Origin of the sequence: Streptomyces chilikensis (assembly GCF_001642695.1) — a bacterium.
Classification (GTDB): domain Bacteria; phylum Actinomycetota; class Actinomycetes; order Streptomycetales; family Streptomycetaceae; genus Streptomyces; species Streptomyces chilikensis.
Window position 1 is genome coordinate 1 of sequence record NZ_LWCC02000131.1, and the last position, 26,928, is coordinate 26,928.

The 26,928-nt window shown below is 70.6% G+C and carries 30 protein-coding genes; 19 read left to right on the forward strand and 11 right to left on the reverse strand.

Annotation, left to right across the window (positions count from 1 at the left end):
* Positions 1 to 416: 416 nt before the first annotated feature.
* Entirely contained in the window at positions 417 to 1,022 is a 606-nt protein-coding gene (locus A2U95_RS26585; protein ID WP_166027607.1) for a hypothetical protein, read from the forward strand.
* Positions 1,019 to 1,543 carry a hypothetical protein gene (locus A2U95_RS26590; protein WP_240958177.1) on the forward strand — a complete coding sequence of 175 codons (525 nt, stop codon included), beginning with the start codon at positions 1,019 to 1,021 and terminating at the stop codon, positions 1,541 to 1,543. Before A2U95_RS26585 ends, A2U95_RS26590 begins: the two co-directional genes overlap by 4 nt.
* Positions 1,544 to 1,903: 360 nt before the next feature.
* On the opposite strand, the gene A2U95_RS26595 is transcribed toward A2U95_RS26590, so the two are convergent.
* From A2U95_RS26595 to A2U95_RS26610, 4 genes are all read right to left on the reverse strand, one after another.
* A complete protein-coding gene (locus A2U95_RS26595; protein WP_166027609.1) occupies positions 1,904 to 2,245 on the reverse strand; it encodes a DUF5713 family protein in 342 nt (113 codons plus the stop codon).
* A gap of 132 nt (positions 2,246 to 2,377) precedes the next feature.
* Positions 2,378 to 2,869 carry a hypothetical protein gene (locus A2U95_RS26600; RefSeq protein ID WP_166027611.1) on the reverse strand — a complete coding sequence of 164 codons (492 nt, stop codon included), beginning with the start codon at positions 2,867 to 2,869 and terminating at the stop codon, positions 2,378 to 2,380.
* 67 nt (positions 2,870 to 2,936) lie between these two features.
* On the reverse strand, positions 2,937 to 3,965 hold the full coding sequence (locus tag A2U95_RS26605; RefSeq protein WP_166027613.1) for an NADPH:quinone oxidoreductase family protein: 1,029 nt from the start codon (positions 3,963 to 3,965) through the stop codon (positions 2,937 to 2,939).
* A 45-nt stretch (positions 3,966 to 4,010) separates the two neighbouring features.
* Positions 4,011 to 4,376 carry a MerR family transcriptional regulator gene (locus tag A2U95_RS26610; RefSeq protein WP_166027615.1) on the reverse strand — a complete coding sequence of 122 codons (366 nt, stop codon included), beginning with the start codon at positions 4,374 to 4,376 and terminating at the stop codon, positions 4,011 to 4,013.
* A 491-nt stretch (positions 4,377 to 4,867) separates the two neighbouring features.
* Here A2U95_RS26610 and A2U95_RS33450 point away from each other — a divergent pair, with 491 nt between their 5' ends.
* Positions 4,868 to 5,557: a helix-turn-helix domain-containing protein gene (locus tag A2U95_RS33450; RefSeq protein WP_166027617.1), complete on the forward strand. Its 690-nt coding sequence runs from the start codon at positions 4,868 to 4,870 to the stop codon at positions 5,555 to 5,557.
* A gap of 280 nt (positions 5,558 to 5,837) precedes the next feature.
* On the opposite strand, the gene A2U95_RS26620 is transcribed toward A2U95_RS33450, so the two are convergent.
* The gene (locus tag A2U95_RS26620) at positions 5,838 to 6,155 is read right to left on the reverse strand and encodes a hypothetical protein (protein ID WP_166027619.1); all 318 of its coding nucleotides are present in this window, start codon (positions 6,153 to 6,155) and stop codon (positions 5,838 to 5,840) included.
* A 154-nt stretch (positions 6,156 to 6,309) separates the two neighbouring features.
* Positions 6,310 to 7,473 (reverse strand): amidase domain-containing protein, encoded by a 1,164-nt coding sequence (locus A2U95_RS26625; RefSeq protein WP_166027635.1) that lies wholly within the window; start codon positions 7,471 to 7,473, stop codon positions 6,310 to 6,312.
* A gap of 684 nt (positions 7,474 to 8,157) precedes the next feature.
* Here A2U95_RS26625 and A2U95_RS26630 point away from each other — a divergent pair.
* The 9 genes from A2U95_RS26630 to A2U95_RS26670 all read left to right on the forward strand — a co-directional run bounded on the left by A2U95_RS26630 (position 8,158) and on the right by A2U95_RS26670 (position 15,594).
* On the forward strand, positions 8,158 to 8,616 hold the full coding sequence (locus A2U95_RS26630; protein WP_166027637.1) for a hypothetical protein: 459 nt from the start codon (positions 8,158 to 8,160) through the stop codon (positions 8,614 to 8,616).
* 25 nt (positions 8,617 to 8,641) lie between these two features.
* Positions 8,642 to 10,402, forward strand: coding sequence for a hypothetical protein (locus A2U95_RS33860; RefSeq protein ID WP_166027639.1), 1,761 nt, complete (start codon positions 8,642 to 8,644; stop codon positions 10,400 to 10,402).
* Complete coding sequence (locus tag A2U95_RS33865) at positions 10,333 to 10,938, forward strand: hypothetical protein (protein WP_166027641.1); 606 nt, start codon at positions 10,333 to 10,335, stop codon at positions 10,936 to 10,938. The genes A2U95_RS33860 and A2U95_RS33865 overlap by 70 nt, the downstream gene beginning before the upstream one ends.
* A 2-nt stretch (positions 10,939 to 10,940) precedes the next feature.
* Positions 10,941 to 11,645 carry a hypothetical protein gene (locus A2U95_RS26645; protein WP_166027643.1) on the forward strand — a complete coding sequence of 235 codons (705 nt, stop codon included), beginning with the start codon at positions 10,941 to 10,943 and terminating at the stop codon, positions 11,643 to 11,645.
* Between the two features lie 231 nt (positions 11,646 to 11,876).
* Entirely contained in the window at positions 11,877 to 12,440 is a 564-nt protein-coding gene (locus A2U95_RS26650) for a hypothetical protein (protein ID WP_166027645.1), read from the forward strand.
* A gap of 91 nt (positions 12,441 to 12,531) precedes the next feature.
* Positions 12,532 to 12,999, forward strand: a complete 468-nt coding sequence (locus A2U95_RS26655) for a hypothetical protein (RefSeq protein WP_166027647.1) — start codon at positions 12,532 to 12,534, stop codon at positions 12,997 to 12,999.
* A gap of 231 nt (positions 13,000 to 13,230) precedes the next feature.
* Complete coding sequence (locus A2U95_RS26660; protein ID WP_166027649.1) at positions 13,231 to 13,743, forward strand: hypothetical protein; 513 nt, start codon at positions 13,231 to 13,233, stop codon at positions 13,741 to 13,743.
* Positions 13,744 to 13,873: 130 nt separating this feature from the next.
* On the forward strand, positions 13,874 to 14,395 hold the full coding sequence (locus A2U95_RS26665; RefSeq protein ID WP_166027650.1) for a DUF421 domain-containing protein: 522 nt from the start codon (positions 13,874 to 13,876) through the stop codon (positions 14,393 to 14,395).
* A 221-nt stretch (positions 14,396 to 14,616) separates the two neighbouring features.
* Positions 14,617 to 15,594, forward strand: a complete 978-nt coding sequence (locus A2U95_RS26670; protein WP_166027652.1) for a phosphotriesterase family protein — start codon at positions 14,617 to 14,619, stop codon at positions 15,592 to 15,594.
* Positions 15,595 to 15,623: 29 nt separating this feature from the next.
* Here the strand turns inward: A2U95_RS26670 and A2U95_RS26675 are convergent, their stop codons facing one another.
* Positions 15,624 to 16,193, reverse strand: coding sequence for a TetR/AcrR family transcriptional regulator (locus A2U95_RS26675; RefSeq protein WP_166027654.1), 570 nt, complete (start codon positions 16,191 to 16,193; stop codon positions 15,624 to 15,626).
* Positions 16,194 to 16,325: 132 nt separating this feature from the next.
* Between A2U95_RS26675 and A2U95_RS26680 the strand changes: the two genes are divergently transcribed.
* Complete coding sequence (locus A2U95_RS26680; protein ID WP_206283072.1) at positions 16,326 to 16,784, forward strand: nuclear transport factor 2 family protein; 459 nt, start codon at positions 16,326 to 16,328, stop codon at positions 16,782 to 16,784.
* Positions 16,785 to 16,842: 58 nt separating this feature from the next.
* Here the strand turns inward: A2U95_RS26680 and A2U95_RS26685 are convergent, their stop codons facing one another.
* A complete protein-coding gene (locus A2U95_RS26685; RefSeq protein WP_166027658.1) occupies positions 16,843 to 17,655 on the reverse strand; it encodes an aminoglycoside 3'-phosphotransferase in 813 nt (270 codons plus the stop codon).
* Between the two features lie 102 nt (positions 17,656 to 17,757).
* Here A2U95_RS26685 and argC point away from each other — a divergent pair, with 102 nt between their 5' ends.
* The 5 genes from argC to A2U95_RS26710 all read left to right on the forward strand — a co-directional run bounded on the left by argC (position 17,758) and on the right by A2U95_RS26710 (position 22,746).
* The gene (argC, locus tag A2U95_RS26690) at positions 17,758 to 18,798 is read left to right on the forward strand and encodes an N-acetyl-gamma-glutamyl-phosphate reductase (protein ID WP_166027660.1); all 1,041 of its coding nucleotides are present in this window, start codon (positions 17,758 to 17,760) and stop codon (positions 18,796 to 18,798) included.
* Between the two features lie 85 nt (positions 18,799 to 18,883).
* Positions 18,884 to 20,035, forward strand: coding sequence for a bifunctional glutamate N-acetyltransferase/amino-acid acetyltransferase ArgJ (gene argJ, locus A2U95_RS26695; protein WP_166027662.1), 1,152 nt, complete (start codon positions 18,884 to 18,886; stop codon positions 20,033 to 20,035).
* A complete protein-coding gene (gene argB / locus A2U95_RS26700) occupies positions 20,032 to 20,976 on the forward strand; it encodes an acetylglutamate kinase (protein ID WP_166027664.1) in 945 nt (314 codons plus the stop codon). Before argJ ends, argB begins: the two co-directional genes overlap by 4 nt.
* On the forward strand, positions 20,973 to 22,160 hold the full coding sequence (locus A2U95_RS26705) for an acetylornithine transaminase (protein WP_166027666.1): 1,188 nt from the start codon (positions 20,973 to 20,975) through the stop codon (positions 22,158 to 22,160). Before argB ends, A2U95_RS26705 begins: the two co-directional genes overlap by 4 nt.
* 34 nt (positions 22,161 to 22,194) lie before the next feature.
* Positions 22,195 to 22,746 (forward strand): arginine repressor, encoded by a 552-nt coding sequence (locus A2U95_RS26710; protein ID WP_166027668.1) that lies wholly within the window; start codon positions 22,195 to 22,197, stop codon positions 22,744 to 22,746.
* A gap of 7 nt (positions 22,747 to 22,753) precedes the next feature.
* Here the strand turns inward: A2U95_RS26710 and A2U95_RS26715 are convergent, their stop codons facing one another.
* Together A2U95_RS26715 and A2U95_RS26720 are read right to left on the reverse strand one after the other, a co-directional pair.
* Positions 22,754 to 23,458 carry a L,D-transpeptidase family protein gene (locus A2U95_RS26715; RefSeq protein WP_166027670.1) on the reverse strand — a complete coding sequence of 235 codons (705 nt, stop codon included), beginning with the start codon at positions 23,456 to 23,458 and terminating at the stop codon, positions 22,754 to 22,756.
* Positions 23,459 to 23,468: 10 nt separating this feature from the next.
* Positions 23,469 to 24,056, reverse strand: a complete 588-nt coding sequence (locus A2U95_RS26720) for a pyridoxamine 5'-phosphate oxidase family protein (RefSeq protein ID WP_166027672.1) — start codon at positions 24,054 to 24,056, stop codon at positions 23,469 to 23,471.
* Between the two features lie 188 nt (positions 24,057 to 24,244).
* On the opposite strand from A2U95_RS26720, the gene argH reads away from it, so the two are divergent.
* On the forward strand, positions 24,245 to 25,675 hold the full coding sequence (argH, locus tag A2U95_RS26725; RefSeq protein WP_166027674.1) for an argininosuccinate lyase: 1,431 nt from the start codon (positions 24,245 to 24,247) through the stop codon (positions 25,673 to 25,675).
* Between the two features lie 123 nt (positions 25,676 to 25,798).
* Here the strand turns inward: argH and A2U95_RS26730 are convergent, their stop codons facing one another.
* Complete coding sequence (locus A2U95_RS26730) at positions 25,799 to 26,428, reverse strand: lysophospholipid acyltransferase family protein (protein ID WP_240958189.1); 630 nt, start codon at positions 26,426 to 26,428, stop codon at positions 25,799 to 25,801.
* Positions 26,429 to 26,928 lie beyond the last annotated feature (500 nt).

The following is a 26,928-nucleotide window of genomic DNA, read 5'->3' on the forward strand; positions in this document are numbered from 1 at the left end:
TGCAGTCCGAACCGCATGACGTCAATCGCCAAGGCGGTCCTCACCCTGGAGCGGCAACGCTGAAGAAGCTCAGTCGGTCGTCCGCGACTCCGACGCCATGGACGGCACGATCGACGGGTTCAACCGGCACCCGGAGCCCAGCCCGTATCCGTCCTTCCAGGAGGCCGGAAAGGCCGCCAACATGCCCGAAGGGAAGAAGGCCGTCGCGGAATGGTGGCGTGACCTTGATCCGGTGACGCGTGGCATCCTGTGGGAGCAGCGGGGCAAGGAACTGCTGGCTGCAGGGATTGCCGCCCCGTTGTACCCCTGGAAAGCGCCTGATGCGGGTTCTGGCGAGTGGGGTGTCGAAGAAGTGACTCCTTCGGGATGTGAGTCTCCACGCACTGGCTCTCTCCATCGCTACAGCCGGGGATCTCGTGGGCAACGTCGGCGCATCGCGCAACATGCTCCACTACCTGGATGGAACAGGCGAAACCTTGTCGTTGGACGTCGACCGCATGCTCCACGACGACGGCGGTTTCCGTAAAGAGATCGAGCAGGACCATCTGGCAGCCCACCAGGACGCTTGGCGTCAGCAGGCCCTCGAAGAGTTCCATCGGGCCGGAGGAGACAAGACCGTGGTCGTCCCGGTCGAGAGCGACGCCAAGCACCGGACCTTGCAAAGTGACGAATGGTTTCACGCGGTCGGCTCGCACGCGCAGAATGTCAGCGGGATGGTCATCGTGACGCCCGGCGCGGACGGTGGCCCTCCCAAGGTTTCGCTCGACTACCAGGTCAACGTCTGGGATCGCTACAACTGGGACCAGGGCAAGGCCACCACCTTCCCAGGCGGTGTCACCATCGAGGACAAGGACATGGGGCGACTGCACCGGGTCGGCATCGCCCGGGAATTCGACATGCGGGGCAGCAATGCCTCCTACACTCACGACCTCAACGGGCAGGTGTCCGGTGGTGCGCCGACCGACCCCGGACGTGAGGGAACGCGCGGAGACGTCTCCCGGGGAGACGAGGAGAACCGGTGAGATTCTGGAGCAAGCCCATGCGTAGCGCCCCCACTGCCGTGGTCGCGGTCATGACCGGCAGTCTGCTCCTCGCCGCCTGTACCCCCTCCTCGGCGGACCGCACCGCACGCCGTGACGTCCACCCGTACTGGGAGAAGGGCGCCGGCGCCGCCGAAGCCGCGGCGTTCATGAAGGTGCGGATACCCGAAAAAGCTGGGGAGGTGAAGGGCGCGGTTCGGGTACAACCGCAGGAGAAGCTTTACCTTCTGTCCTTTGTGACCGATGAGAGGACCGCTGAGGTCATCGCCGAGGACCTACGGCCGGACAGCCCGCTGAGAATCATGACGTCCGGTTCTTCACTCAGCGGCGACGGATTCGAGCACCTGGGGCTCACGCCGCCCCAAGAGCTGAAGGACGTTCGAGAGGCTTCGGCCTGCCCGCCCTGCACAGGGGACAGCCGGCGCGGACACGTCCAAGGGATTGAGATGCACGTGGGCGAAGAGGCCGGCACCCGCGCACGGGTCTACTTGACGGCTTACTGAGGCCGGCGGGTGGCGCCGACGGGCTTGCCGAGCCTGGACAGCGTGCGGCGCTGGGCCGGGAGAGACGTCCGGAACTTTCGGCGACGAGGGAGTCCTGGAGACGCTACGGCGCCGGATGGTTCACGCCCGGCGCAGCCGGTGACCCCCCTCCCTCCCCGCTTCTCACCGATGCTCGGGAGCCGGCCGTGCCGAGCCGGCTCGCGAGCACTTCCCTCGCGAAGGAGAGCTTCGGGCAGCCGTCGTTTCCGCTCGGCTGCGCTGTGCCCCTCATCGGTCCCCACGGATGGCACGGGGCAAGCCCTGCCGATCGCGATCCGCGACGCTTCACGCCGAGTCGGCAGCCGGCCGCCGATCCGCCGCTCACCAGTCCCGGGTGGCGATCAACTCCTCCACGTCCGCGTCCGCGAACCCGTAGGCCGACGCCACGAACCAGAAGTCCTCGGCGATCTCTTCCCGAGCGACCGTCTCGATCCCGCTTCCCGACGCTTCGAACTTCGCGTCCAGGAGGTTGAACTCCTCCGTCGCGTCCTGGGTGAGCGCATACAGAGCCGCCAGGTCCGACGGCCGCTCGGCCTCGATCCGCTCGCACAGTCGCAGCAGGATCGCCCTGCCTTCGTCGACGACGTGATCGGGGTAGTACGAGTCCGCGTACAGCTGCCGCAGGAACGCGCGTCCTGCTACCTGCTGGTTCGTGATCGGCACGGTGGCGCCCCGTCCTCTGGGAGAAGTGACACGCCGATCATGCACGGCACCACCGACAACGACCCCACCCTTCAGCGACGGACCGGTCCTGGCCGGCGCCCTCGCACCACGCCCCGGCCGGGTGCGGATCCGTCAGCGCGGCCAGCGGTAGGCGTCGACCGCCTCGGCGTACGGCTTGAGGTACAGCCGGACCGCCTCGCGAAGGTGATCGGCGTCCTGCGGCGGGAGCTGCAGGGAGGCGCGGCGGAGGCGGACGCTCCAGGTCTTCGGGTCGGGAAAGACGCTGAGCCGCTCGACGTGCTCGCGAAGGGAGAGGCCCTCACGGAAGGGGGCCAGCCCGTCGACGGCCAGGCGGCACCCCTCGGTGAACCGCCGCTCGCCGAAGACGACCGGCTCGTCGAGGGTGCGGGGCGCCTCGGTGACGCGGGCGGTGGCGATGACCCGGCCGACGTCGCGGGTCGGGTTCCCGAAGCAGCCGCGGGTGGAGTACAGGAACACCTCGTCCCCCTCGGAGATCTGCCGGACCGCCCGTGCCCGCGTGGGCGGGAACGCCATGCGCTGCTCGGTGAGCACCCAGGACAGGGCGATGCGGTCGCTGATCAGGACGAGGTGTGCGGCGGGCATGCGCTTACGTTAGCGAGTGGTGCGAACTCGGCGGACCGGGCGGGGGTGTGCGGGGCACCGGGGCGAGTCACGGGCGTTCCTGGCGCCAGGGGTCGAGGGCGTGCTTGCCGCGGGTCTGGCCGGCTTCGAGTTGCCGCAGGATCGCCGGTCCCTCGGCCAGAGCATGGACGTGGGGGGTGCCGGGTGTGTACACGCCGTGGGCGATGAGGGCCTCGATCTCGACGAGCAGCGACCGGTAGACGGACGGGGCCGCGACCGCCAGCGCACCGATGTGCAGGCCCTTGACCTGGACCTGGTGGGTGAAGACCAGATCGTGTGTGGTCAGGGTGGCGTCGCCGGAGGCGGCGCCGAACACGACGACGCGTCCGGTGAAGGGTTTGGTGACCGACAGGCTGGCCCTGAAGGTGGCTTCTCCCACCGATTCGAGGACCAGGTCGACGCCGCCGGTCAGGCGGGTGATCTCCTCCGCCAGGTCGGGGCGCCGGCTGTCCAGGACCTCGTCGGCGCCGAGGGCCTTGACGGTGTCGTGCTTCGCCGGTGACGCCGTGGCGATCACGCGCGCGCCGTAGTGACGGGCGAGGCGCACGGCGGCTTGTCCCACCCCGCCGGCCGCGGCATGGACGAGCACCACCTCCCCCGTCTTGACCTCGCCCAGCGGCTTCAGCGCCGCCAGGGCGGTGGCCCAGTTCAGCACCATGCCGAGTGCCTCGGCGTCGCTCCAGCCGGACGGCACCGGAAGGACACCCGCGGCCGGCATCGTCATGTACTGCGCAAACGCGCCCGGTCCGGTTCCCACGACGTGGGTGCCGAGCCGAAGCGGACTCTCGACGTCCGGGCCGATGCCCACGATCTCGCCGGCGGCCTCGAAGCCCGCCACGTACGGGGCCTGTGGGCCTCCGCCGTACGTTCCCCGGGTCTGCATGACGTCGGCGAAGTTGATCCCGGCGGCGCCCACGCGGATGAGGTACTCGCCGGGCCCCGGCGTGGGGCGGGGGCGATCGGTCGTCAGGATCAGATCCTCCGGCCCCCGACGGGACTGCTGGACCAGTGCGCGTACCGTCTGCTCAGCGGTGTTCTGCCGCTCGTTGGTCTCCATGCGCCGAGCGTAGGAAGCTGACACTTACGTCAAGGTCAAGTGGCCTCAGGAATCAGTACGGCGGGCCTCCCGGAGGTAGGCGTCGAGCGCCGCCTGCTGATCGCTGAGTGCGGCGATGCGAGCAGCGAGCCGGTCGCGGTAGTCCTGGACCTCGTGCAGGAACTCCGCGCACACCGTGTCGCCGCCGGCACCGGATTCGTCGGTGAGCCGGGGCAGGAGGTCCCTGATCAACCGCACGGGCAGCCCGGACTCCAGTAACGAGCGGATGACGAGCACCCGGTCGATCGTGGACCGGCAGTAGTCGCGGAACCCGTTGCTGAAACGGCCGGGGACGATCAGGCCCTCATTCTCGTAGTACCGCAGCGATCTCGCACTCACACCGCTGACCCTGGAAGCCTCGCTGATTCTCATACCCGGAGACAACACCCGGGAGCACCGCGGTCTTCCAGCACTCGCCGCGACGAAGCGACGAGCCGCTCAGGCGTCGACCACCTCATGCCCCGCAACACGGTCCGGCGGAGAGCACCTTGATGTCGGCGAGGGTGTCCACGATGTGGAGGCCGCGGCCTGACTCCGCTTATGAGAGCGGCGCGTTCGGGGTGTTGGCGGGTGGGTGGTGCTCGGTGCGGGCGTTGGCGATCTCCAGGCGGAGGAGGCCGATGGCGGGAGAGGGTAGTCGTATGAGATGACCTATTTGGGATAACTTGCCCGAGATGTCGTGGGGCTGACAGGGTGTCAGCAGCCCGCGCAGGAGCGCGGGGAACAGAGGTGACCCCGGCGGTGCTGGTGACACCCCGGGGCCCGGCACCAGGAGTGAGTGGCTCCCAATGCGGATTCATCGTATCCCCGCGCATGAGCGGGATTTCCTGATCGTGGCCAACAAGGCGATCCAGGACCCTCGCATGTCACACACGGCGCGCGGAATCCTCGCGCTCGTGCTCTCCCTCCCCGACGGTGTTCGGGAGAACGTCCGCACGCTGAGCGAGAAGTACCCGCAGGGGCGGGCCGCGGTGGCGAAGGCGGTGGGGGAGTTGAGGGCGCTCGGGTACTGGGTGACGCGGACCGAACGGGACCCGGAGTCGGGGCTGATCGTGTCGGGCGTGGACGTGTTCGAGGACCCGGTGGCAGCGGCCGGGGCGGGGGCGGGGGCCGCTTCGGTTCCGGTTCCCACCCGTCCGGTCACCGGTGGGGCGGCTGCCAGGAAGGCGGGCACGTCCCCTTGCGGGGAGAAGGACTGGGGAAAGGACGGGCGAAAGCCCTCCCCTGCCCCTCGCCGGAAGCGGGTGCGGGAGCGGCCCGAGGCCGCGTGCGGCGGTGGCGGGGAGGGCGAGAAGAACGAGCAGGAGTCGGCGCGGGAGGCGGAGGCCGCGCGGATCCTGCGGCGGCTGGGGGCAGTGGACGCGCGGCTGCGGCTGAATGAGCGGCAGGTGCGGAAGCTGGTGCCCGCGGTCTGCCGGTGGCTGGGGCGCGGGGCGGGCGTGGTGGAGGTCACCGACGCCCTGGCGCAGGGGCTGCCGCGGAAGGTCTACAGCGCCGCGCATCTCGTCGCCGACCGGCTGGAGCGGAAGCTGCCGGAGCGGCGGCGTCAGTAGAAGACCTATGCCGAGTGCGGGCCGTCTCCTACAGGCCTGCAGGAATGGTTCGACGGGTTGAGGGTGTAGCCGCCAGTTGGTCTCCTCAAAGCGCGTAAGGGCTGAACGGCCCAGGTCATGGAGAAGCGCGAGGACACCGGGGAGCCCCGCCGCGCAGCAGGAGGGGCCGGCAGGCGTCAGGCGAGGCAAGGTGAGGCACCCAGGGCTTATCAAGCTCCGTGGACGTCACGGTTGTTGGTGACGCCCACGGAGCTTGATCAATCCCTGGTTCGCGGTGGGGCTATGTCGCCGAGGTGGTCTTGTCGCTCTGCGGCCACTCGAAGAGGACTACGTGCCAGTGGCCGTCTTCGTGGATAAGATCCACCGTTTCGCGCACGGTCTTCCCGCCCTCGTCGGAGGTTGTCAGTGCGGCCTTGCCCATGTAGTCGCCCATCTGCTCGTACTCGATGGGCGCCTTCGTGATGGTGAGGCCTTTCCCGCCCCTGGACTCGATGATCTTGTTCGCCTGCCGGCGTGACCATGGCTTGTCGGGAGCGGCGCCCACCGCGAGGAGGGCCTTCGTGTCTCGGTCGTTGAGGGCCTGGACGTAGTTCTGCACGGTGTCCGACGCGCCCGGCGGCGGGCTACTGGAAGATCCCGCGTCCGAGGCCCCGCATGCCGGCACAGCAGCGAGGGCTGCAGCTGCCAGTGTGGCTGCAAGTACGTGTCGCCTGCGCATGGTTGTCTCCGGGGTTTGGTTCGCCGTCAGCGTCTCAGGTGCGGTGGGCGTACCACCAGGCCTTGGGGTACTTGGCGAGGATCTTCTTCATGCTCCGGTTGTGCGTGCTGGGCGTGTGGTACGTGAGGTACCGGTCCTTGCTGGTGTTCTTGGTGACAATCATCGTGTGGTTGATGTTGTCGTTGCGGTCCCAGTCGGCTTGCAGGACATCCGCGAGCCCCATGTCCCACACGGACTTCAGGCTGTGGGTTCGCTTGGAGTGCTTCTGAGCGAACCAATACCAGTTCTCGGCACCGGCCCAGGTGTAGCTGGTGCTGCTTGACCAACTGCCGTAGAACCACTTCTTGTTGTCCTTGCGGGACGAGACGCTGCCGGAGGTCGTCTTCCAGCCGCCCTTCCGCATGGCCTGGGAGATGAAGTTGGTGCAGTCGTTGTCGTACTTGCGGTAGTCGCTGTTGTAGTTCTTCCAGTGCTTGTTCGCGTAAGCGGCCATCGCCGGGTAGTTGTACCCGGCGTAGATCTGCACCGATTTCGTATCTGTGGCGGGGTCTCCGCCGGTCTCCGCCGCTTCGCCTCTGTCGCCTTCAGGCCCGTCCGGGTCGCCGCCGCTTTCGTCCGTCAGGGGCGTGAGGTCCGGCTCGGCCGCGTAGTGACTCGGCGGCAGGGCGCCCGTGTCCGCCTTGTCGTCCGCGAGGCGCCACGCGCCGTCCGCAGCCTGCTTGAAAACGAGTTCGTGAGGTACGACGTATTCCTCGGCTTCGGGCGTGCCCTCGGCCCGGTCCTTGGCCGTGAGGACGTTGAACAGCTTCGTTTCCTCTTCGACGTTCAGCGTTGCGGTGTCGCCGTTGACCTCCACCTCGCCGGTCGGCGTGACGGTCACCTCCGCGCCGCTGTACCCGCCGTCCGCTTCCTGATACGCGACAGCGAGGTCCGAGAGCTTCTCGTACTCGACGTCGAGTTCGACGTTCATGCTCGCGGTGACAGGCACGTTGGTGACCATGCTCGCCTTGGCCGCGCCGACGGTTACCGCATCGGCGCGCTGCGCAAGGTACTCATGGCCCAGCGAGACAAGCAGTTCCGTGGACGGGCCTGCCGCGGATTCGTCGGCCTGAGCTGTCGGCAGGCTTATCGCCGCCCCGGATACGAGCATGGTCAGCGCCGCTGATGTTATGAGCGATGTACGTGCGATCGGTTTCACGAACCCCCCCAGGTTCCTGCGCTTTCGAAAGCGGAATGCGCATGCGCATTTCACTGTCCAGGGCGATTGGTCGTTTGGCGCCCCAGGCAGTGATCATTGGCTCACCACGGCGCGACAGCAGCGAACAGTGGGATTCCGGGCAGTTCCCGAGGTTCATCCGGCCGAAAGGGGCCGCGAGGGAGAACGGCGCCATTTCAGTGGATGCCGGTGGAGCCCGGCAGCCGCCGGCACGCTGTCCGAGGCCTGCTGGGCCCACTCGGCTATCTCGTCGACGCTCCTGACGCGGCAGCGCAGGCACGGACGAGGAGGAGCGCGGTCAGCGAGTATCAGCGGCCCGCCGCCCCGTGCGGCTGAGGGCCTCCCCGGGCTCCACGAGTCGGCCGCCGCCCCACCGACCGGTTCCGGCCCCGTTGGCGGATTACCGGACAACTCCGCCCTCGACGACGCGATCACCTGGCCCCGGGGAGGCCCGTGAGCGGCGCGCCTACGACGGCGCTCCGTCCCTGCTCGGACGGTGTTCCCGCGCACACCACCCGGTCAGGAGCCCAAGAGTGCCATCGCGCGGATCGCGCCAGCCGGTGGCCGAGAGGGCGGCGGAGGACGTGAGTGACTGCTAGGACTGATGCGACTGTTCAGGCCGGAACCCGCTCCGGTTTCCGGCTTCTCGGGGGAGGACGCACGGTCATGGCATGGGACGAGTGGACGCGCTTGAAGGAGGACGCCGCCGCACGCGCGGCGTCGGGGATGCGGCTCAACCAGCTCCCCGCAACGGGCGGCGGGGGCGGTGGCACCGGGGACGGTGACCTCGTCGTCCATGACGACCAGCTGGGCAAGCTGGGGAACATGACGTTCGAACTGCGCGAACGGCTGCGCATCGACGGCGACTTCGCGCGCCCGGCCACCTTCCGGGCCTCCGTGGACCTCTTCAACGACGGGCTGGACATGGGCGCCGCCCTCACCGAGGTGCACGACGCGTGGAACACCCAGCTCCGGACGCTCCTCGAAGCCTGCGCACACATCTCCAACGGCCTGGACTTCACCCGCGCCCAGCACGCCAAGGACGAGGACGACGTGGTGACCGGCATGCGCGACGCGGCCGGTCAGCTGATGTCGGTGTCGCGGATCAACGATTACCTCAAGTGATCGTCGGCAGGGGGAGAGAACCGACATGAGCGACATGCTGACCGCCGACGTGCTGAACAACCTGCGCCTGGGCACGCTGAAGTCCGCGGTGGACGACTGGAAGACCATGCTCGACCGGCTGCAACTGTTGGCAGCCGGCGGAGACGGCGCCGTGAGCTCGGCCGATCTGGCCGCCAGGGCGGAGGCGGCCGACTGGAAAGGCGTCAACGCCACCGTGTCCCGCGCCTTCGTCACCAAAACGGCGGCCCAGTTCGAGGACGCGGCGGCCCAGGCGAAGAGCGTGCTGGGCATTCTGAGCGATGCGCACGCCCAGCTCGGCAAGTATCAGGAACAGTTGCGCACCCTGATCGACGAGTTGCTCTCCCGCAAGATGAGGGTCGCGCCGAGCGGCACGGTCAGTTATGTCGGCCCCTCCAGCCCGGTGGTGGACACGGGGGAGGACTTCGCGGTTCCCTCCCGGGAAGACATCGCCGCGGCGCAACAGCGTGTCGACCGCATCCTCCGGGATGCCGCGGAAACCGACCGTATCGCCGCCCGTGCATTACGTGCGCTTGCCGCGGACAATTACGACTTCACCGACGCCGGTGCGAAGAGCCTTGCGGAGGCCGACCGGGAGCAGGGCGCCGCGGAGGCCGAGAAGTGGGTCAAGGAGATCGCCGCCGGAAACGTCGGGTCGTGGAGCGAGGAGAAGATCGCCCGATTCAACGCGATGCTGGAGGACCAGCAGGACAACCCAGGCTTCACCGAGGCATTCGTCACCGGTTTGGGTGCCGAGGGGACCTTGCAGTTCTGGCGTGACCTGGCCGCACCCTCGACGGGATCCCACGACGGTGACACCGCGAAAATCATGGCGAAGGTCCAGGACAACCTGAGTCTGTCGCTCGCCAACGCGACTCACGTCGACAGCCCGGCCATGGACGCCTGGAAGAAGGACCTGATCGCTGCCGGAGACAAGTCGTTCCCGTTGAACACCGGTCCGGCGCCGATGGGGATGACCACCGGTGGTACCGGTCCGACGGGCTTCCAGATCATGAGCAGTCTGATGCACGAGGGCCGCTTCGAATCCAAGTTCCTGCAGGACTACGGCAAGGCTCTGGTCACGTACGAGCGTGAGGGCGTCCTGGACCCGGACCAGATGTGGACCGACACCACATCACTCGATTACCCGGAGCCGAAGAAGACGCGTCCCACGATCCGTTGGTGGGATACCTGGAGGCTCTGGGACACAATCCGCAGGCGTCGCTCGAATTCTTCGGCGGCAGTACGGGCGAGGACGACAAAGCGCTCGGCAACTTCGACTACCTGCTGGGAGAGGGCGAGGACGCCCGCGAATGGATCAAAACGCCAGATCGCAAGCCGATCGGATTCGACGCTCTCGGCCATGCCCTCGAGGCAGGTGTTCTCGGGTATGCCCATGACGACACGGAACCGAAGATCCCGCCCTTGGACACAGCGGCCCAGAGGGAGGCACGAGAGTCCCGGCTCAACCTGCTACAGCAGGTCATGGGTGCCTTTCCCTCAAGCGACGAGGTGGAGGAACACAACGGCATCGCGGACAGTCTGGGGCGTATCGCCGCTGGACACATCGATTCCCTCAACTACTCGATGGCCAACTTCGGAGGAGCCGGTGAGCTCGCCGGCCGGGACGCGCTCTTCAGGTCGGAGGAGAACGGGCTGCGTGATCTCGGGCAGGTCCAAGCGACGAATTTCCTCAGGGTGGTCGCCGGAGACGAAGACGCCTACGACACCCTCTCGGCCGCGCAGCAGCTCTATGGTTCCAGCTTGATGGCGGGGCAGGGGGAGAACCAGGCCGCCGCGCTGAACGCCGGCATGCACAGCATGCTGATGCACGGCATGCTCGACGGAGCACGCATGGAGGCCATTGGCAGCGAGTTCGCCGACGAGAAGGAGAAGCAGGACATGGCCTTGCAGAAGCAGGCCAACTGGCGGGAGTTCGGCGTCGGTGCGGTGGTCGGAGCCACAGTGGGGGTGGCGTCGGCAGTCATGATCCCCGCTGCGGGCGCGGCCATGATCGCGGTTCCCATCGCGTACGAGACCGCCGGCGGAGCCGCGGAGACGGTCATGAGCAACCACATCGTCGACTGGCTCAAGGAGAACGAGTTCGAGAACAAGGTGCAGGCCATCGCGTCCGTCGACGATGCCAAGGAGGCAGGTCAGCGCAACGCCATGGTGCCGTTGAACAATTACATGATGGCGGAGGGCCTTTCCGCGGAGGAACGTCAGGAAATCATGGAGCGTGCCCGTGGTGTGTACGGGGACGGCGCGCGCCAGACGGAGACCGGGGCCGTGAGGGGACATTGAGGATGCAGAAGTTGTTGACTCGTGCAGCCGTGTCGGCCGCTGCCGTGCTCCTGACCACGATTGCCACGGGGTGCGACGACGATGGTCGGGCCGACGAGGCACAGCCGTCGAAGGCCACGGCCTGCGAGACGCTCATCGGGCGGGAAGGCATCGCATGGGCCGAGACCGCGGCCGCTTCCCGGACCGAGGAGTCGACCAGGACCGCCCTCGACGTGGCCAAGGCCGAGGCGTGGTTTCAGTCCAGCGCGTACGCATGGAACCCGTCGAGGACCGAGAAGCCTCATCCGTCGATCGACCCCGCCCTGTGCAAGATCGTTCCCGAGGGCGTCGGGGAAGCCTCGCGGTCGATGGAAATCAGCTACGGCGGCTCCGTCGCACGATTCGACGAGCTTGAGCCGAAAGAGCTCGGTGACGAAGTCCGCGTGATCCCGGTCAACTCGGACGTGCGACTGGTCATATGGGGAGGCGTGAAGGAGACGAGGCTGCGGTCCGTTCACGTGAGGTGCAAGGTTCCCCTGACCGAAGAGGGCCAGGAGGACGGCATGCCGCTCCAGGGTCGGATGCGGGACTCTCTCACGACCGACCGGGACGACAAGAACCGTCTCACCTACTTGCTGAGGTCCGCCCATGTGATCGTCGAGGCGTTCGACTGCGAGAACCGGCCCACCGTGCCGACGGAGCTTCCGTCCGACTGGCAGTCGGGTTGAGCATGCCGGCGGCTGAGCGGCCGCGAGCACGGCGCCATCGCGTATGAGGCAGTCAGCAGGCCGCGATGCGGTTCCTGAGACCGTGTGCGGATCGTCCGCCGTGTTGTCGCGACGGACCGGACGTGACGTGGTCATCGCCGGTACTTTCCTGCTCGGCGGCCCACTCCCACGACGGGCCCTTCCAGCAGCCCTCCCGAGTTCCAGCGTTCCGCGGAGAAAGGCCGGCACCACATGTCCGTCGACCGGGCTTCCTGGGAAGCCGCCGTACGCCACTTGTTCGAGGACGCGTACCCGTACGACGCCACGGGGCCGCGGCGCCACGAGGACTGGGTCCTCGACGTCCTCGCGTTGATGGCCCGGGCCGTCCCGGACCCCCGGGGCTGGACCGGTCTCGACGACGCCGCACAACTCCCGGAACGTGAGGGGTCACCCACATTCCCGTTCGCCGTCCACCCCCCGGAATACATCGCGAAGCGCCTCCACGAGATCGACCGGCCCAGCGCCGAGAACCTGCTGCTGGCCCTCACGGACGACCGCTGCACCCTGTCCAACCTGAAGCGCTTCACCGAGAGCGAGGAAGAGCTGCGGGCGATGGCACGTACGGTCCTGGCCCGGTACGGGGATGAGGCCGCTTACCACACCAACGTCAGTAGGCCCGGCCCGGTGCCTGGCGCACTCGATTTCACGACGTCGCACTGGGGGTACAACCCGCTGAGCGACGTTTACTCGGAAGACTGCGGCCTGGTCGTCGTCTCCGACACCGAGGTGGGCATGTTCTGGAACTTCTCCGACTGACCTGTCGTCGACGAGTGTCCCGGATGGGACTGGTGGTGGCGATGTCCGCGATCAGGCTGACGCGGGCGGCCGCGTCGCAGGTCTCGGTGACGTGGACCAGACAGCCACTCCAGCGGGTGTTGCCGCGGATGGCCCGGCGTGCGTCCAGGTCGCAGGGCGAGATGACCCGGACGGCTCCTTCGGGCAGGCCGTCCTTCTCGGTGCGGGGACGCAGGACGCCGCGGGCATCGACGAGGAAGTTCCGCACCATGATCTGTCGCAGAGCCTCGGCCTGGGAGCCACGACGGTGGGGCGGCAGGATCTGCAGGAGCCGGCAGGCATCCGCTCCGGCCTGCTCGAGACGGGTGGCGGGGTGGCTGGGGTGGGCGGGCAGGCGGACCGGTCGGCCGCAAAGGGTGGCCCATTCGGCGTCCGCCAGGTCGTCCAGGACGTGGGGTGTGTTGCGGAAGGTCTCTTCCAGCGTGGCGCGGGCCGCTTCGAGGACGGTTCCAGGCGGGTGAGTTCCCTGGCGGCGGACAGGATCTGGGTGGAGCCGGTCCGCTGCCTCCGCGTTCCTTGATCATTCCTGCCTCACGTAACCGGTCCAGGGGGCAGCCGAAAGCAGGTGCTGAGAGCCTTCCGGAACGCCTCGTCCCTCGAGGCGAGGCCGGAAGCGCCACCGTCCGCCCACGGCTGACAGGCTGCACCGACCCGCCCTGGGAAGAAGGTGCTGTCACTGACGCACTACATTCGTTCCACCCGCGCCGGGGAGGGGCGGTGGCCACCGGACCAACGCCCGAGGAGGCGTCACATGAGCAGCGCGCAGTCGGCCGGCGGTCTCTGGCGGATGGACGAGGACGACGGCGGGCACCTGGCCGGCCGCTGGTGGAAGTGGGCGCTCTCCGCGCCCGACGACCGCAGCCCCGTCCGGGACACCACCGGCGAGCACGCGGCGTGGAACCAGCCGGCCGACGTGTGGTTCCTGGCCGGCACCTACGGCGGCCGCGTGGAGCGCCGCTGCGCGATGCCCGCGGGGCGGCCCGTGTTCTTCCCGGTGCTCAACGTCCAGCACACCTGGGAGTACTCGCAGGACCACCTCACGATGCGCTTCGAGAGGGCCGACGCCTCGCTCAACGGCGTGCGGCTCGCCCTGCGCGAGTTCCGCGGGGGCTTCCGGCTCGACGGTGAACGGCGCCTGGCCTGGGGCGTTTGGGGCGGCCTGGAGCCGCTGGCCCCCGGGCACTACGTGCTCGAGATCAAGGGGAAGGCCGGGGACTTCCTCGTCGACACGACCTACCACCTCACCGTCACGGCGGGGTACTGAGCGCCGGCGGAGGCCCCCGGGGCGCCCGGTGTGCCCCGAGCCGGGTCGGCCGCCCGCCCCGGTAGGCCGATCGGACCACGCGAGGGCGGGACGCCGGTTGTCCGCGCGGCCCCGGGGGAACGGCTGAGCCATGCCGGACTGGAACGCCCTCTTCGTCCCGAGCGTGCCGCCGCTGGAACTCTTCCTGCGGGGCACGGTCTCCTTCCTGGTGCTGCTGGCGATGATGCGGGTGGTCGGCCAGCGCGAGTCCGGAGGGCTCGGCATCAGCGACATCCTGGTGGTGGTGCTGGTCGCCGGGGCCATGGGGCCGAGCCTGGAGGGCGACAGCAGCGCCGTCCCCGACGGCCTGCTGGTGGCCGCCACGATCGTCTTCTGGAGCCTGGTGATCGACGCCGTGGCGTACCGGTGGCCCTCCCTGGCGCGCGTCCTCAAGGCCCGTCCCCGGCCGCTGGTCGAGGACGGGCGGCTCAACCGCGGGGCCATGCGGCGGGAGCTGATGACCGAACAGGAGGTGGAGGCCCAGTTGCGTCTGCACGGCCTCGAGGACCTGTCGGACATCAGGCGCGCGTACCTCGAGCCCAACGGCATGATCAGCATCATCCGGCGGAGCGGAGGGGAGACCGACGAGCCGGCCCGGCCCGAGATCCTGTGACGCGGTGAGCGGCCGGGGCGGTGAAGCGCCGTCCCTGTGAAGTGCCGTGCCGACGAGGTGCCGTCCTGGCGAAGCGCTACCCCGGCGGATTGCCGACCCTGACGAAGGGCCACCCCGGCGGGAATCCGTCCGGACGGATTCCCGCCGGGACGATTGCCCGCCGGCCGGGCGCCCGGTACGGTGCGGCGACCTGCCCGCCGTGACACAGGGGGTCGTGAAGCATGGGCCTCGTCCCGACCGTTCGCGGAGACGTCGACGCCGGTGAGCTCGGCCGCACCTACATGCACGAGCACCTGTTCATCCGCACCGCCGACGTGCAGAGCAGCCGCCCGGGGGAGTGGGGCGACGACGGGACGCGGGTCGCCGACGCGGTGAGCAGGCTGCGGGCGCTGGCGGCGCAGGGCGTGCGGACGATCGTGGACCCCACCGTGATCGGCATGGGCCGGGACGTCGCGCTGGTGCGCCGGGTCGCGGAGCAGGTGCCGGAGCTCAACATCGTGGTGGCCACCGGCATCTACACGTACGACAGCGTGCCGTTCTACTTCCGGTACCGCGGCCCCGGGCTCGTGCCCGGCACGGCGGACCCGATGGACGAGCTCTTCGTCGACGAGATCACCCAGGGCATCGCCGGCAGCGGCGGCGTACGGGCCGGGATGCTGAAGTGCGCCATCGACGCCGAAGGCCTCACCCCCGGCGTCGAGCGCGTGATGCGGGCCGTGGCCCGGGCGCACCACCGCACCGGGGCGCCGGTCACCGTGCACACCCACCCCGGCAGCCGCACCGCGGCCGAGGTGAAGCGGGTGCTGTGCGACGAGGAGCAGGTGGACCCGTCGCGGATCGTGCTCGGGCACAGCGGTGACTCGACCGACTGCGACTACCTGGCCGAACTCGCCGACGAGGGCTTCGTGCTGGGCATGGACCGGTTCGGTCTCCACCTGGACGTCACCTTCGAGCAGCGTGCCGCGACGCTGGTCGAGATGTGCCGGCGGGGTTACGCCGGGAGCATGGTGCTCTCGCAGGACGCGTCCTGCTACATCGACTGGATCGACCCGGCCGCCCTGCCGCTGCTGCCGCAGTGGCACCACCTGCACCTCGGGGAGGAAGTCCTGCCGCACGTGCGGGAGTCGGGGGTGACCGAGCAGCAGATCAGGACCATGCTGGAGGACGTGCCGCGCCGTCTGCTCGACGGCGGGGCGTGAGGGACCCGAGGGGCCGCCGCGGCCCCGGGTCAGTGCGCCCCCAGTAGCGTCGCGGCGGCCGTCCGGGCGTGACGGGCGGCCGCCGGGTCGCCGCTGATGCCCGCGGTCACGATGGCGCCCTCGGCGAGCAGGAAGACCGGCTCGGCGGCGGCCGGCGCACCGGCGGCGCGCACCCACCCGGCGACCTGGTCGCGGAACGCGTCCTTGTGGGCACGCACCTCGGCCAGGACGGCCTCGGACGACGAGCCGAGTTCGCCGAAGGCGTTGACCCAGGCGCATCCGCGGAAGCCGGGCTCGGCGAACCACTCGGCCAGCCAGTCGAAGACCGCGAGCACGCGGTCCCGGGCATCCGGGACCGCGTGGACCCGGGCGGTCAGGGCGCCCCTCCACCGCGCGTCGCGACGTCTGAGCACCGCCACCACCAGTTCTTCCTTGGTGGCGAAGAGCCGGTAGATCCGCTTCAGGGGCAGACCGGACGCGACGCGGACCTGGTCCATGCCCACCGCCTGGATCCCCCGTTCGTAGAAGAGCGTCTCCGCGGAGTCGAGGAGCTCCTCACGGGCCTGACGGTTCTGTTCCTCGGTGATCTGGGCGGGCATCGGAACTCCTTGCCGTCTTGCTGTGTCGCCGTCTCGCCGTCTCGCCGTCCTTGCGTCGAGAACGATCGTTCTCTACCTTAGTTCCCGAGGTCGATGGAGAACGCACGTTCTCCACGTGAGGAGGCCGCAGTGGTGAACGACCGTCCGCCCTACCCGCCGTTCACGCGCGACACCGCGCTGCGGAAGGTCCAGGCGGCCGAGGACGCGTGGAACACCCGCGATCCCCTGCGGGTGGCGCAGGCGTACACGCAGGACTCGAGGTGGCGGAACCGCGACGTCTTCGTCACCGGCCGCGAGGAGATCGTCGCCTTCCTGACGCGGAAGTGGGAGCGGGAACTGGACTACGCACTGCGCAAGAGCCTCTGGACGTTCGACGGGGACCGGATCGCCGTGCGCTTCCAGTACGAGTGGCACGACGCGCGGGGCCGGTGGTGGCGCAGTTACGGCAACGAACTGTGGGAGTTCGACGAACGCGGCCTCATGCGGCGGCGCGAGGCGAGCATCGACGACGTCGCCATCCGGGAGGCCGACCGGCGCATCCACGGGCCCAGGCCCGCCGCGGAACGGGGCGTCGACATCCCGCTCCAGTGACTCCGCCAGTGCCGGCGCCGGCGCAGGGGCGGTCCCGGCCCCCGCTCCCCGCGGGGGCTCAGCCGGTCAGTTCCCACAGGGTGCGGTAGTAGGCGGTCCGCTCCGGGTCCGCCGCGACCCCGTACGCGTCGAGCAGCGGTTCCTCCCAGCCCGGGCCGTAGTTCCACCCCGTGCTCCAGGTGGCGACGGCGAGGTCGGCCCAGCGGTCCGCGACGCCCAGCGCGCCGAGGTCGACGTGGCCGGCGGGCCCGCCGTCGTCGCCGACCAGGGTGTTGGGCGCGCAGGCGTCCCCGTGGCAGACGACGAGCCGGTCGACGGGCGGCGGCCGCTCCAGCAGCCGCACCGCGCGCGCGACGGTGCCGAGGTGGCGCAGTTCCCCCGACCACGCGGCCGGGTCCACGTCACCGGCGGCGACCCGCGCGCGGACCCTGGCCAGCCGCCGCTCCGCCGACCAGTCGAACGGGCAGTCCGCGACCGGCAGCGCCTCGTGCAGGGCCCGCAGCCCGGCGCCGATCGCGCGGACGGCGGTGAGCGGGTCCGCCTTCCACCGCTCGTCCACCGCCGAGGTCCCGGCCAGGCCCCCGGTGAGCAGCCAGGCGCCGGAGGCGTCCGCGCCCTCGGCCAGCACGGGCGGCACGACGGTGTGCCGGGCGGCCCAGCGCAGCCGGACCGCCTCCGCCGCCAGGTCGAGCCCGCTGCCGGCGGGGGCCCACTTGGCGAAGCGGGGGACGTCGTCCGTGCCGTCGGCGCCGATCCGGAAGGTCAGCCCGCCCAGCAGGTTGCGCCACACGGCCCGCACCGGCCTGCCGCCGGCCAGCGCCAGCACGGCGGGCGGCGGATCGACCGGGCCTTCGGGCGATGCGGCGACCATGACGCCATGATGCCGGTGACGGCGGGCTCGCGCCGCCGCTTTCGAGGGCGTTGCATAAAAATGCAGGGAACCGTATAGTCGTGCCATCGACAGGGAGGACCCATGACGGTACGAGCGGCGGTTGCCGGAGCGAGTGGATACGCGGGAGGGGAACTGCTGCGGCTGCTGCTCGCGCACCCCGGGGTGGAGATCGGAGCGCTGACCGGGAACTCCAACGCCGGACAGCGGCTCGGCTCGCTGCAGCCGCACCTGCTGCCGCTGGCCGACCGGGTACTGGAGGCGACCACGCCCGAGGTGCTCGCCGGACAGGACCGACGGCACGACGTGGTCTTCCTCGCCCTGCCGCACGGCCAGTCCGCGGCCGTCGCCGAGCAGCTCGGGCCCGACGTGCTGGTGATCGACATGGGCGCGGACTTCCGCCTCGCCGACGCCGCCGACTGGGAGGCGTTCTACGGCTCCCCGCACGCCGGCACCTGGCCGTACGGACTTCCCGAACTGCCGGGCGCCCGTGCCGCGCTGGAGGGGTCCAAGCGCGTCGCGGTGCCCGGTTGCTACCCGACCGCCGTGTCGCTCGCGCTGTTCCCGGCCTACGCCGCCGACCTGACCGAGCCGGAGGCCGTGATCGTCGCCGCCTCCGGCACCTCCGGCGCCGGCAAGGCCGCCAAGCCGCACCTGCTGGGCAGCGAGGTCATGGGATCCCTGTCGCCCTACGGCGTCGGCGGCGGCCACCGGCACACCCCCGAGATGATCCAGAACCTCAGCGCCGTCGCCGGGGAGCGGGTGAGCGTGTCCTTCACGCCGGTGCTCGCGCCCATGCCGCGCGGCATCCTCGCCACCTGCAGCGCCAGGGCGAAGGCCGGCGTCACCGCGGAGAGCGTGCGGGACGCCTACGCCAAGGCGTACGCCGACGAGCCGTTCGTCCACCTGCTGCCCGAGGGGCAGTGGCCGGCCACCGGGTCCGTCGTCGGGTCCAACGCCGTCCAGGTGCAGGTCGCCTACGACTCCGCGGCCGGCCGCGTGATCGCCGTCGCCGCCGTCGACAACCTCACCAAGGGCACCGCCGGCGCCGCCGTGCAGAGCATGAACATCGCACTGGGTCTGGACGAGACCACCGGACTTTCCACGATCGGAGTCGCACCGTGAGCGACGCGTGTGCGGCCGCCGGGCCGCGGACGACCATGGCCGCACCGTTGCGCCGCACGGGCGGAGAAGCGAACGAGGAGATGCAGTGAGCGTCACGGCAGCCAAGGGATTCACGGCGGCGGGCATCGCCGCCGGAATCAAGGAGAACGGCAACCCCGACCTCGCCCTGGTCGTCAACAACGGCCCCCGCCTGGCCGCCGCGGGCGTCTTCACCTCCAACCGCGTCAAGGCCGCGCCGGTCCTGTGGTCCGAGCAGGTCCTCAAGGGCGGCGAGGTGTCCGCCGTGGTCCTCAACTCCGGTGGAGCCAACGCCTGCACGGGCCCCCAGGGCTTCCAGGACACCCACGCCACCGCCGAGAAGGCCGCCGACGTCCTCGGCCTGAACGCCGCCCAGGTCGCGGTCTGTTCGACCGGTCTGATCGGCGTCCTGCTGCCGATGGACAAGCTGCTGCCGGGCATCGGCACGGCCGCCGCCCAGCTCACCGAGCACGGCGGCGAGAAGGCCGCCATCGCCATCAAGACCACCGACACCGTGCACAAGACCTCGGTGGTCACCAAGGACGGCTGGAGCGTCGGCGGCATGGCCAAGGGCGCGGGCATGCTCGCCCCGGGCCTCGCCACCATGCTGGTCGTGATCACCACCGACGCCGACCTGGACTCCGCCGTCCTCGACAGGGCGCTGCGCGACGCCACCCGGGTGACCTTCGACCGCGTCGACTCCGACGGCTGCATGTCCACCAACGACACCGTGCTGCTGCTCGCCTCCGGCGCGTCCGGGATCACGCCCGGCGAGGGGGAGTTCGCGGAGGCGGTCCGCGCGGTCTGCGACGACCTCGGCCAGCAGCTGATCCGGGACGCCGAGGGCGCCAGCAAGGACATCAAGGTGGAGGTGATCAACGCCGCCACCGAGGCCGACGCCGTCGAGGTCGGGCGCTCGATCGCCCGCAACAACCTCCTCAAGTGCGCCATCCACGGCGAGGACCCCAACTGGGGCCGCGTGCTCTCCGCCATCGGCACCACCGCCGCCGCCTTCGAGCCCGACCGGCTCAACGTCGCCATCAACGGCGTGTGGGTGTGCAAGGGCGGCGGGGTCGGCGAGGACCGCGAACTCGTCGACATGCGCTTCCGCGAGGTCCACATCGTCGCGGACCTCGCGGCCGGCGACGAGACCGCCACCATCTGGACCAACGACCTCACCGCCGACTACGTCCACGAGAACAGCGCCTACTCCTCATGACGACGAACGGGAAGAACAGCAGCGGCCCCACGCGGCGGCACACCGCCCTGCCCAAGGCGCAGACCCTCATCGAGGCGCTGCCCTGGCTGACCCGCCACCGCGGGAAGACCGTCGTCATCAAGTTCGGCGGCAACGCCATGGTCGACGAGCAGCTCAAGGCCGCCTTCGCGCAGGACGTCGTCTTCCTGCACCACGCCGGGCTGAAGCCGGTCGTGGTGCACGGCGGCGGGCCGCAGATCAGCGCCGCGCTGGACCGGCACGGCATCGTCAGCGAGTTCAAGGCCGGCCTGCGGGTCACCACCGAGGAGGCCATGGACGTGGTCCGGATGGTGCTCGCCGGACAGGTCCAGCGCGAGCTGGTCGGGCTGCTGAACCAGCACGGCCCGCTCGCCGTCGGCCTCACCGGCGAGGACGCGCACACCCTGACCGCCACCAAGCACCTCGCCGAGATCGACGGCGAGCTCGTCGACATCGGCCGGGTCGGCGAGATCACCGCGATCGACACCGGCGCCATCGAGGCGCTGCTGGCCGACGGCCGGATCCCGGTCGTCTCGTCGATCGCCCGTTCCCAGGACGACGGACATGTCTACAACGTCAATGCTGATACGGCGGCTGCGGCACTCGCTGCGGCGCTCGACGCGGAAACCCTCATGGTCCTCACCGACGTCGAAGGCCTCTACGAGGACTGGCCCCACAGCGACGAGGTGATCAGCCGCCTCACCGCGAGCGAGCTCGAGAAACTCCTGCCGGAGCTGTCCTCCGGCATGGTGCCGAAGATGGAGGGCTGCCTGCACGCCGTGCGCAACGGCGTCGGCAACGCCCGGGTCATCGACGGCCGGGTCCAGCACTCGATCCTGCTGGAGATCTTCACCGACGAGGGCATCGGCACGATGGTCGTGCCCGACGGGCCCGCCGTCGCCGACGAGGAGGGGCAGTCGTGAGCGACACCGAACTGAAGGAGCGCTGGAACGGCGCCCTGATGAACAACTACGGCGCTCCCCGGCTGGCGCTGACCCGCGGCGAGGGCGTCAAGGTCTGGGACGCCGACGGCAAGGAGTACGCCGACTTCGTCGGAGGAATCGCCGTCAACGCCCTCGGCCACGCCCACCCGGCGATCGTCGAGGCGGTGTCCCGGCAGATCGCCTCGCTGGGCCACATCTCCAACTTCTTCGCCGCCGAGCCCACCGTGGCGCTCGCCGAGCGGCTGATCGAGCTGTTCGGACGGGCCGGTCGGGTCTTCTTCTGCAACTCCGGCACCGAGGCCAACGAGGCCGCCTTCAAGATCGGCCGGCTGACCGGCCGCGGCCACGTCGTGGCCACCGAGGGCGGCTTCCACGGCCGCACCATGGGCGCGCTGGCCCTCACCGGCCAGCCCGGCAAGCAGGAGCCCTTCCTCCCGCTGCCCGGCGAGGTCACCCACGTCCCCTACGGCGACGCGCAGGCCCTGGCGGCCGCCGTCACCGAGGAGACCGCCATGGTGGTCGTCGAGCCCGTCCAGGGCGAGAACGGCGTGGTCGTGCCCCCGGCCGGCTACCTCAAGGCCGCCCGGGCGATCACCGCCGCGAGCGGCGCGCTGCTGGTCCTGGACGAGGTGCAGACCGGCATCGGCCGCACCGGCCACTGGTTCGCCTACCAGGCCCACGAAGGCGTCCTGCCCGACGTCGTCACGCTGGCCAAGGGCCTCGGCGGGGGCCTGCCGCTGGGCGCCACCGTCGCCTTCGGCCGCGCCGCCGAGCTGTTCCGGCCCGGTCATCACGGCACCACGTTCGGCGGCAACCCCGTCGCCTGCGCGGCCGGCCTCGCCGTCCTGGACACCATCGCGGGCGAGGGACTGCTCGACAACGTCAAGCGGCAGAGCGAGCGGCTGGTCACCGGAATCGAGGCGCTGGACAGCGCGCTGGTCTCCCACGTCCGGGGCGAGGGGCTGCTGCTGGGTATCGTGCTCACCGGGCCGCTCGCACCGCAGGTGCAGCAGGCGGCCCAGGAGGCCGGGTTCCTGGTGAACGCGCCCGCCCCCGACGTCGTGCGGCTGATGCCCCCGCTGACCCTCGCCGACGCGGAGACGGACGCCTTCCTCCAGGCGCTCCCCGGCATCCTCGCCACGGCCGATGCCACAGCCCGCTGAGGGCGGACGACCGGATCCGGAGACCCAGAACACGATGAGTCAGGCGCAGGACCACGAGCAGCACGGCGGGCCCGCCGTGCCGCAGACCCGCACCGCCCGGCACCGCCGGATCGTCGACATCCTCAACCGGCAGCCGGTGCGGTCGCAGAGCCAGCTGGCCAAGCTGCTCGCCGACGACGGGCTGAGCGTCACCCAGGCGACGCTCTCCCGGGACCTCGACGAGCTGAACGCGGTGAAGATCCGCAACACCGACGGCGAGCTGATCTACGCGGTGCCCAGCGAGGGCGGCTTCCGCACGCCCCGGGCGCCGCTGGGGGAGTCCGCCAAGGAGGAGCGGATGCGGCGGCTCTCCGGCGAACTGCTGATCTCGGCGGAGGCGTCCGCCAACCTCGTGGTCCTGCGCACCCCGCCCGGGGCCGCGCAGTTCCTCGCCTCGGCCATCGACCAGGCGGAACTGCACGACGTCCTGGGCACCATCGCCGGTGACGACACCCTGCTGCTGATCAGCCGGGAGGCGACCGGCGGCCAGGCGCTCGCCGACCACCTGCTGTCGCTGGCCCAGAACAGCCGGCGCACCGCCCCGTGACGCCGCGTCAGTAACGGGTGATCGCGGTCGGCCCGTCCGCGGTGCCGACGGCGATGTGCGGGGCGCGGGAGGGGTCGGCCCAGCGCAGGAGGCGGCGCATCGCGTCGGCCGGCACCGAGACGCAGCCGGCCGTCGCGCCGTCGCCGTCGACGTGCAGGAAGATGCCCGCGCCGCGTTCCCGCACCGGCTCGCGGTAGTTGAAGCCGACGACCAGGGCGTGCGCGTACTGCCGCCGGTAGGCGATCAGGTGCTCGGCCTCACCCGGCCGGCAGTCGGCGGCCAGCGGCTCGCTCCAGCGGTTGTAGGCGCGGGAGCCGTTGTCCTGGCACCACCAGGAGTCGGGTCCCACCCGGCGGTACCGGACGCGGGTTCCGGCGGGCGCGGGGGCGACGCCGAAGGCGAACGGCAGGCCGAAGAGCCCCGTGGGCGTGGTGTTCGTGCCCTGGCGGCGGGTGGCGCCGTCCACCAGGCCGTTCGCCCCGAAGCGGGCGGGCGCCGAACCGGCCGCCTCCCAGCGGCCGCCGGCCCCCGCGCGCTCCCACCAGGTGACCGTGCCGGCCGTGCTGCCCGTGTCCCGCGCCTCGGCGGTGATCAGCTGGGAGCCGCCCCCGGTGTCCGCCATCCGCCCGGGCAGCGGCGGCGGAGCTCCCGGGAGGCTCCCGGCGCAGAGCAGGGGCAGGCAGAGGGCGACCGCGACGGCACCTTGGCGCATGCCCCCATCGTCAGCGCGCCACCGGGGGCAGCGGCAACGGCACGCCGGGAAGGCCGTCGATGCTGGTCGCGATGTGGTCCTTCCTGGCGAAGTAGGCGCTCAGCGACTCGTCGTCCTCGCGGGCGAACCGCTGGGCGTGCAGCTCCCGGTCGCCCTCGTACACCATGCGCGGCACCGCGAACCCGCAGGCGTCACGGATCGTCCGGGCGGTCACCACGACGACCGCCCGCAGGCCGTGGTCCCCCGCCTCGACGTCCGGGAAGCGGGCGAGCAGCTCCGGGAAGCGCGGGTCGTCGCGGAAGACGGCCTCCCCGGTGCCGTGCACCCGCAGCACGGTCGGCGGGCCCTGCCAGGCGCACCACATCAGGGTGATCCGCCCGTTCTCGCGCAGGTGCGCCACGGTCTCGGCGTTCGACCCGGCGAAGTCGAGGTAGGCGACGGTCCGCTCGTCCAGGACCGCCAGGGAACCCTTGAGGCCCTTGGGGGAGAGGTTCACCGTGCCGTCGGCGGCGAGCGGTGCGGTGGCGGTGAAGAAGACGGGTTGTGCCTCGATGAAGGCGCGGAGCCGGTCGTCGATCCGTTCGTATGACTTACCCATGTCCCGTATCTTCCGGCGGAGTTGAGCGGCGTGTACACCGACATCCGGTGGGTGGACGCCGCCATCCTGGTGACCCCGCGGCGCAGGGTCGATTGACGATTCATGCGAGGTGCCGCATAATCATGCATGGCGACGATGTGACACGGTGGTCGCACCCCATCGGCCTTCGGCAACGAGGAGCACAGCAAGTGAGCAGCAACAGCGGTGACGTCCGCCTCTGGGGCGGCCGGTTCGCCGACGGGCCCGCCGAGGCGCTGGCGAAGCTGTCGGCGTCGGTCCACTTCGACTGGCGGCTGGCGCCCTACGACATCGCGGGCTCCCGTGCGCACGCGCGCGTGCTGCACCAGGCCGGTCTGCTCACCGCCGACGAGCTCGAGCGCATGATCGCCGGTCTCGACCAGCTCGAGCGGGACGTCGCCTCCGGCGCCTTCACCGGCACCATCGCCGACGAGGACGTGCACACCGCCCTCGAGCGCGGTCTGCTCGAACGGCTCGGCCCGGACCTCGGCGGCAAGCTCCGCGCCGGCCGGTCGCGCAACGACCAGGTCGCCACCCTCTTCCGCATGTACCTGCGCGACCACGCCCGCATCGTGGGCGGCCTGATCGCCGACCTCCAGGACGCGCTGATCGGCCTCGCCGAGGCCCACCCGGACGTGGCCATGCCCGGCCGCACCCACCTCCAGCACGCCCAGCCGGTGCTCTTCGCCCACCACGTGCTGGCCCACGTCCAGGCCCTGTCCCGGGACGCCGAGCGGCTGCGCCAGTGGGACGAGCGCACCGCCGTCTCCCCCTACGGCTCCGGCGCGCTGGCCGGTTCCTCGCTCGGCCTCGACCCGGAGGCCGTCGCCAGGGACCTCGGCTTCGAGCGCGGCTCCGCCGCCAACTCCATCGACGGCACCGCCTCCCGGGACTTCGTCGCCGAGTTCGCGTTCATCACCGCGATGATCGGCGTCAACGTCTCCCGGATCGCCGAGGAGATCATCATCTGGAACACGAAGGAGTTCTCCTTCGTCACCCTCCACGACGCCTTCTCCACCGGCTCGTCGATCATGCCGCAGAAGAAGAACCCGGACATCGCCGAGCTGGCGCGCGGCAAGTCGGGCCGGCTGATCGGCAACCTCACCGGCCTGATGGCCACGCTCAAGGCCCTCCCGCTCGCGTACAACCGCGACCTCCAGGAGGACAAGGAGCCGGTCTTCGACTCCATCGACCAGCTCGAGGTCCTGCTCCCCGCCTTCACGGGAATGACGGTCACCCTCACCGTGCACCGCGAGCGGATGGAGGAGCTGGCCCCGGCCGGGTTCTCGCTGGCCACCGACATCGCCGAGTGGCTGGTCAAGCAGGGCGTGCCGTTCCGGGTGGCGCACGAGGTGGCCGGTGAGTGCGTCAAGGCCGCGGAGGCGGACGGCAAGGAGCTCGACGAGCTGACCGACGAGCAGTTCGCCAAGATCAGCGAGCACCTCACGCCCGAGGTGCGGACGGTGCTGAACGTCCCCGGCGCGCTCGCCTCCCGCGACGGCCGCGGCGGCACCGCCCCCAGCGCGGTCGCCGTCCAGCTCGCCGAGGTCAAGCGGGACGTCGCCGCCCAGCAGGTCTGGGCCGCCGCCCGCCGCGGCTGACCCCCCGCGCCGCCACGCGCCTTCGGCCCCGCCCCGCCGCCCGCGGGACGGGGCCGGGTCCTTCCAGGGGGGCGGGCCGGGGGCGCGGCCGCGGGGCGCCGCGGCGCATCACGCGTCCCTTGTTCAGGCCGCCTTCGCCTTGGTGGCGTACATGTCGACGTACTCCTGTCCGGAGAGCCGCATGACCTCCGTCATGACCGAGTCCGTCACCGCCCGCAGCACGTACCGGTCGCGGTCCATGCCCTCGTAGCGGGAGAACTCCATCGGCTCGCCGAAGCGGACGGTGACCCGCCCCGGCCGGGGCAGGCCCTTGCCGCCCGGCTGCAGCTTGTCCGTGCCGATCATGGCGAACGGCACCACCGGCGCGCCCGTCATCAGGGTCAGCCGCGCGATGCCGGTGCGGCCGCGGTAGAGGCGGCCGTCGGGGGAGCGGGTGCCCTCCGGGTAGATGCCGAAGACCTTGCCCTCCTCCAGGACCCGGCGCCCGGTCATCAGCGCCGCCACGCCGCCGTTCGCGCCGTCCCGGTCGACCGGGATCATGCCGACCCCGGTGAAGAACCAGGCCATCAGGCGGCCCTTGAACCCCTTGCCGGTGACGTACTCGTCCTTGCCGATGAACAGGACCTGCCGGTCGGTCACCAGGGGGAGCACGACGGAGTCGATGAAGGTGAGGTGGTTTCCGGCCAGGATCACCGCCCCCGACCCGGGAATGTTCTCCGCGCCTTCTACGCGTGGGCGGAACATCAGGCGCATGATCGGTCCGAGCACTGCCTTGATGAGCGCGAAGCGGGACAACGAGCCCTCCCATGTCAAGGGGTCCGACGGAAACGGACGAGTCCGTGCAGGTGAGGACGATACTCGCGCGGGCGCCCGCCCCGCACATCCGGTTGACGCATCCGTTGCACAGTGTTGACACGGCGTCACTCGCGCCGCGCGCCCCGACGTCCGCCCGTCACGAGGCCGCGGCCCGGGGCGGGGCGAGACGACACCCGCTGTTTTCCGCCCCGTCCTCCCGGGGACCTTCAACCGTCATGTACACGCACCTACGATCCGGCCGACCCGATGTCGTGATCTCACGAGGGAGCACCGATGGCGAGAACCCCAGGCCCCGCAGTCCCCGAAGAACCGGCAGGCCCCGCCCGCGGCACCGGACGGCGGGCCGTGCTGGGCGCCGCCCTGCTGGGCGCCTCGACGGCGGCGCTCGGCACGGGCGGCACCGCCGCGGCGGCCGAGGGCGGCAAGGGCCGCGGGCG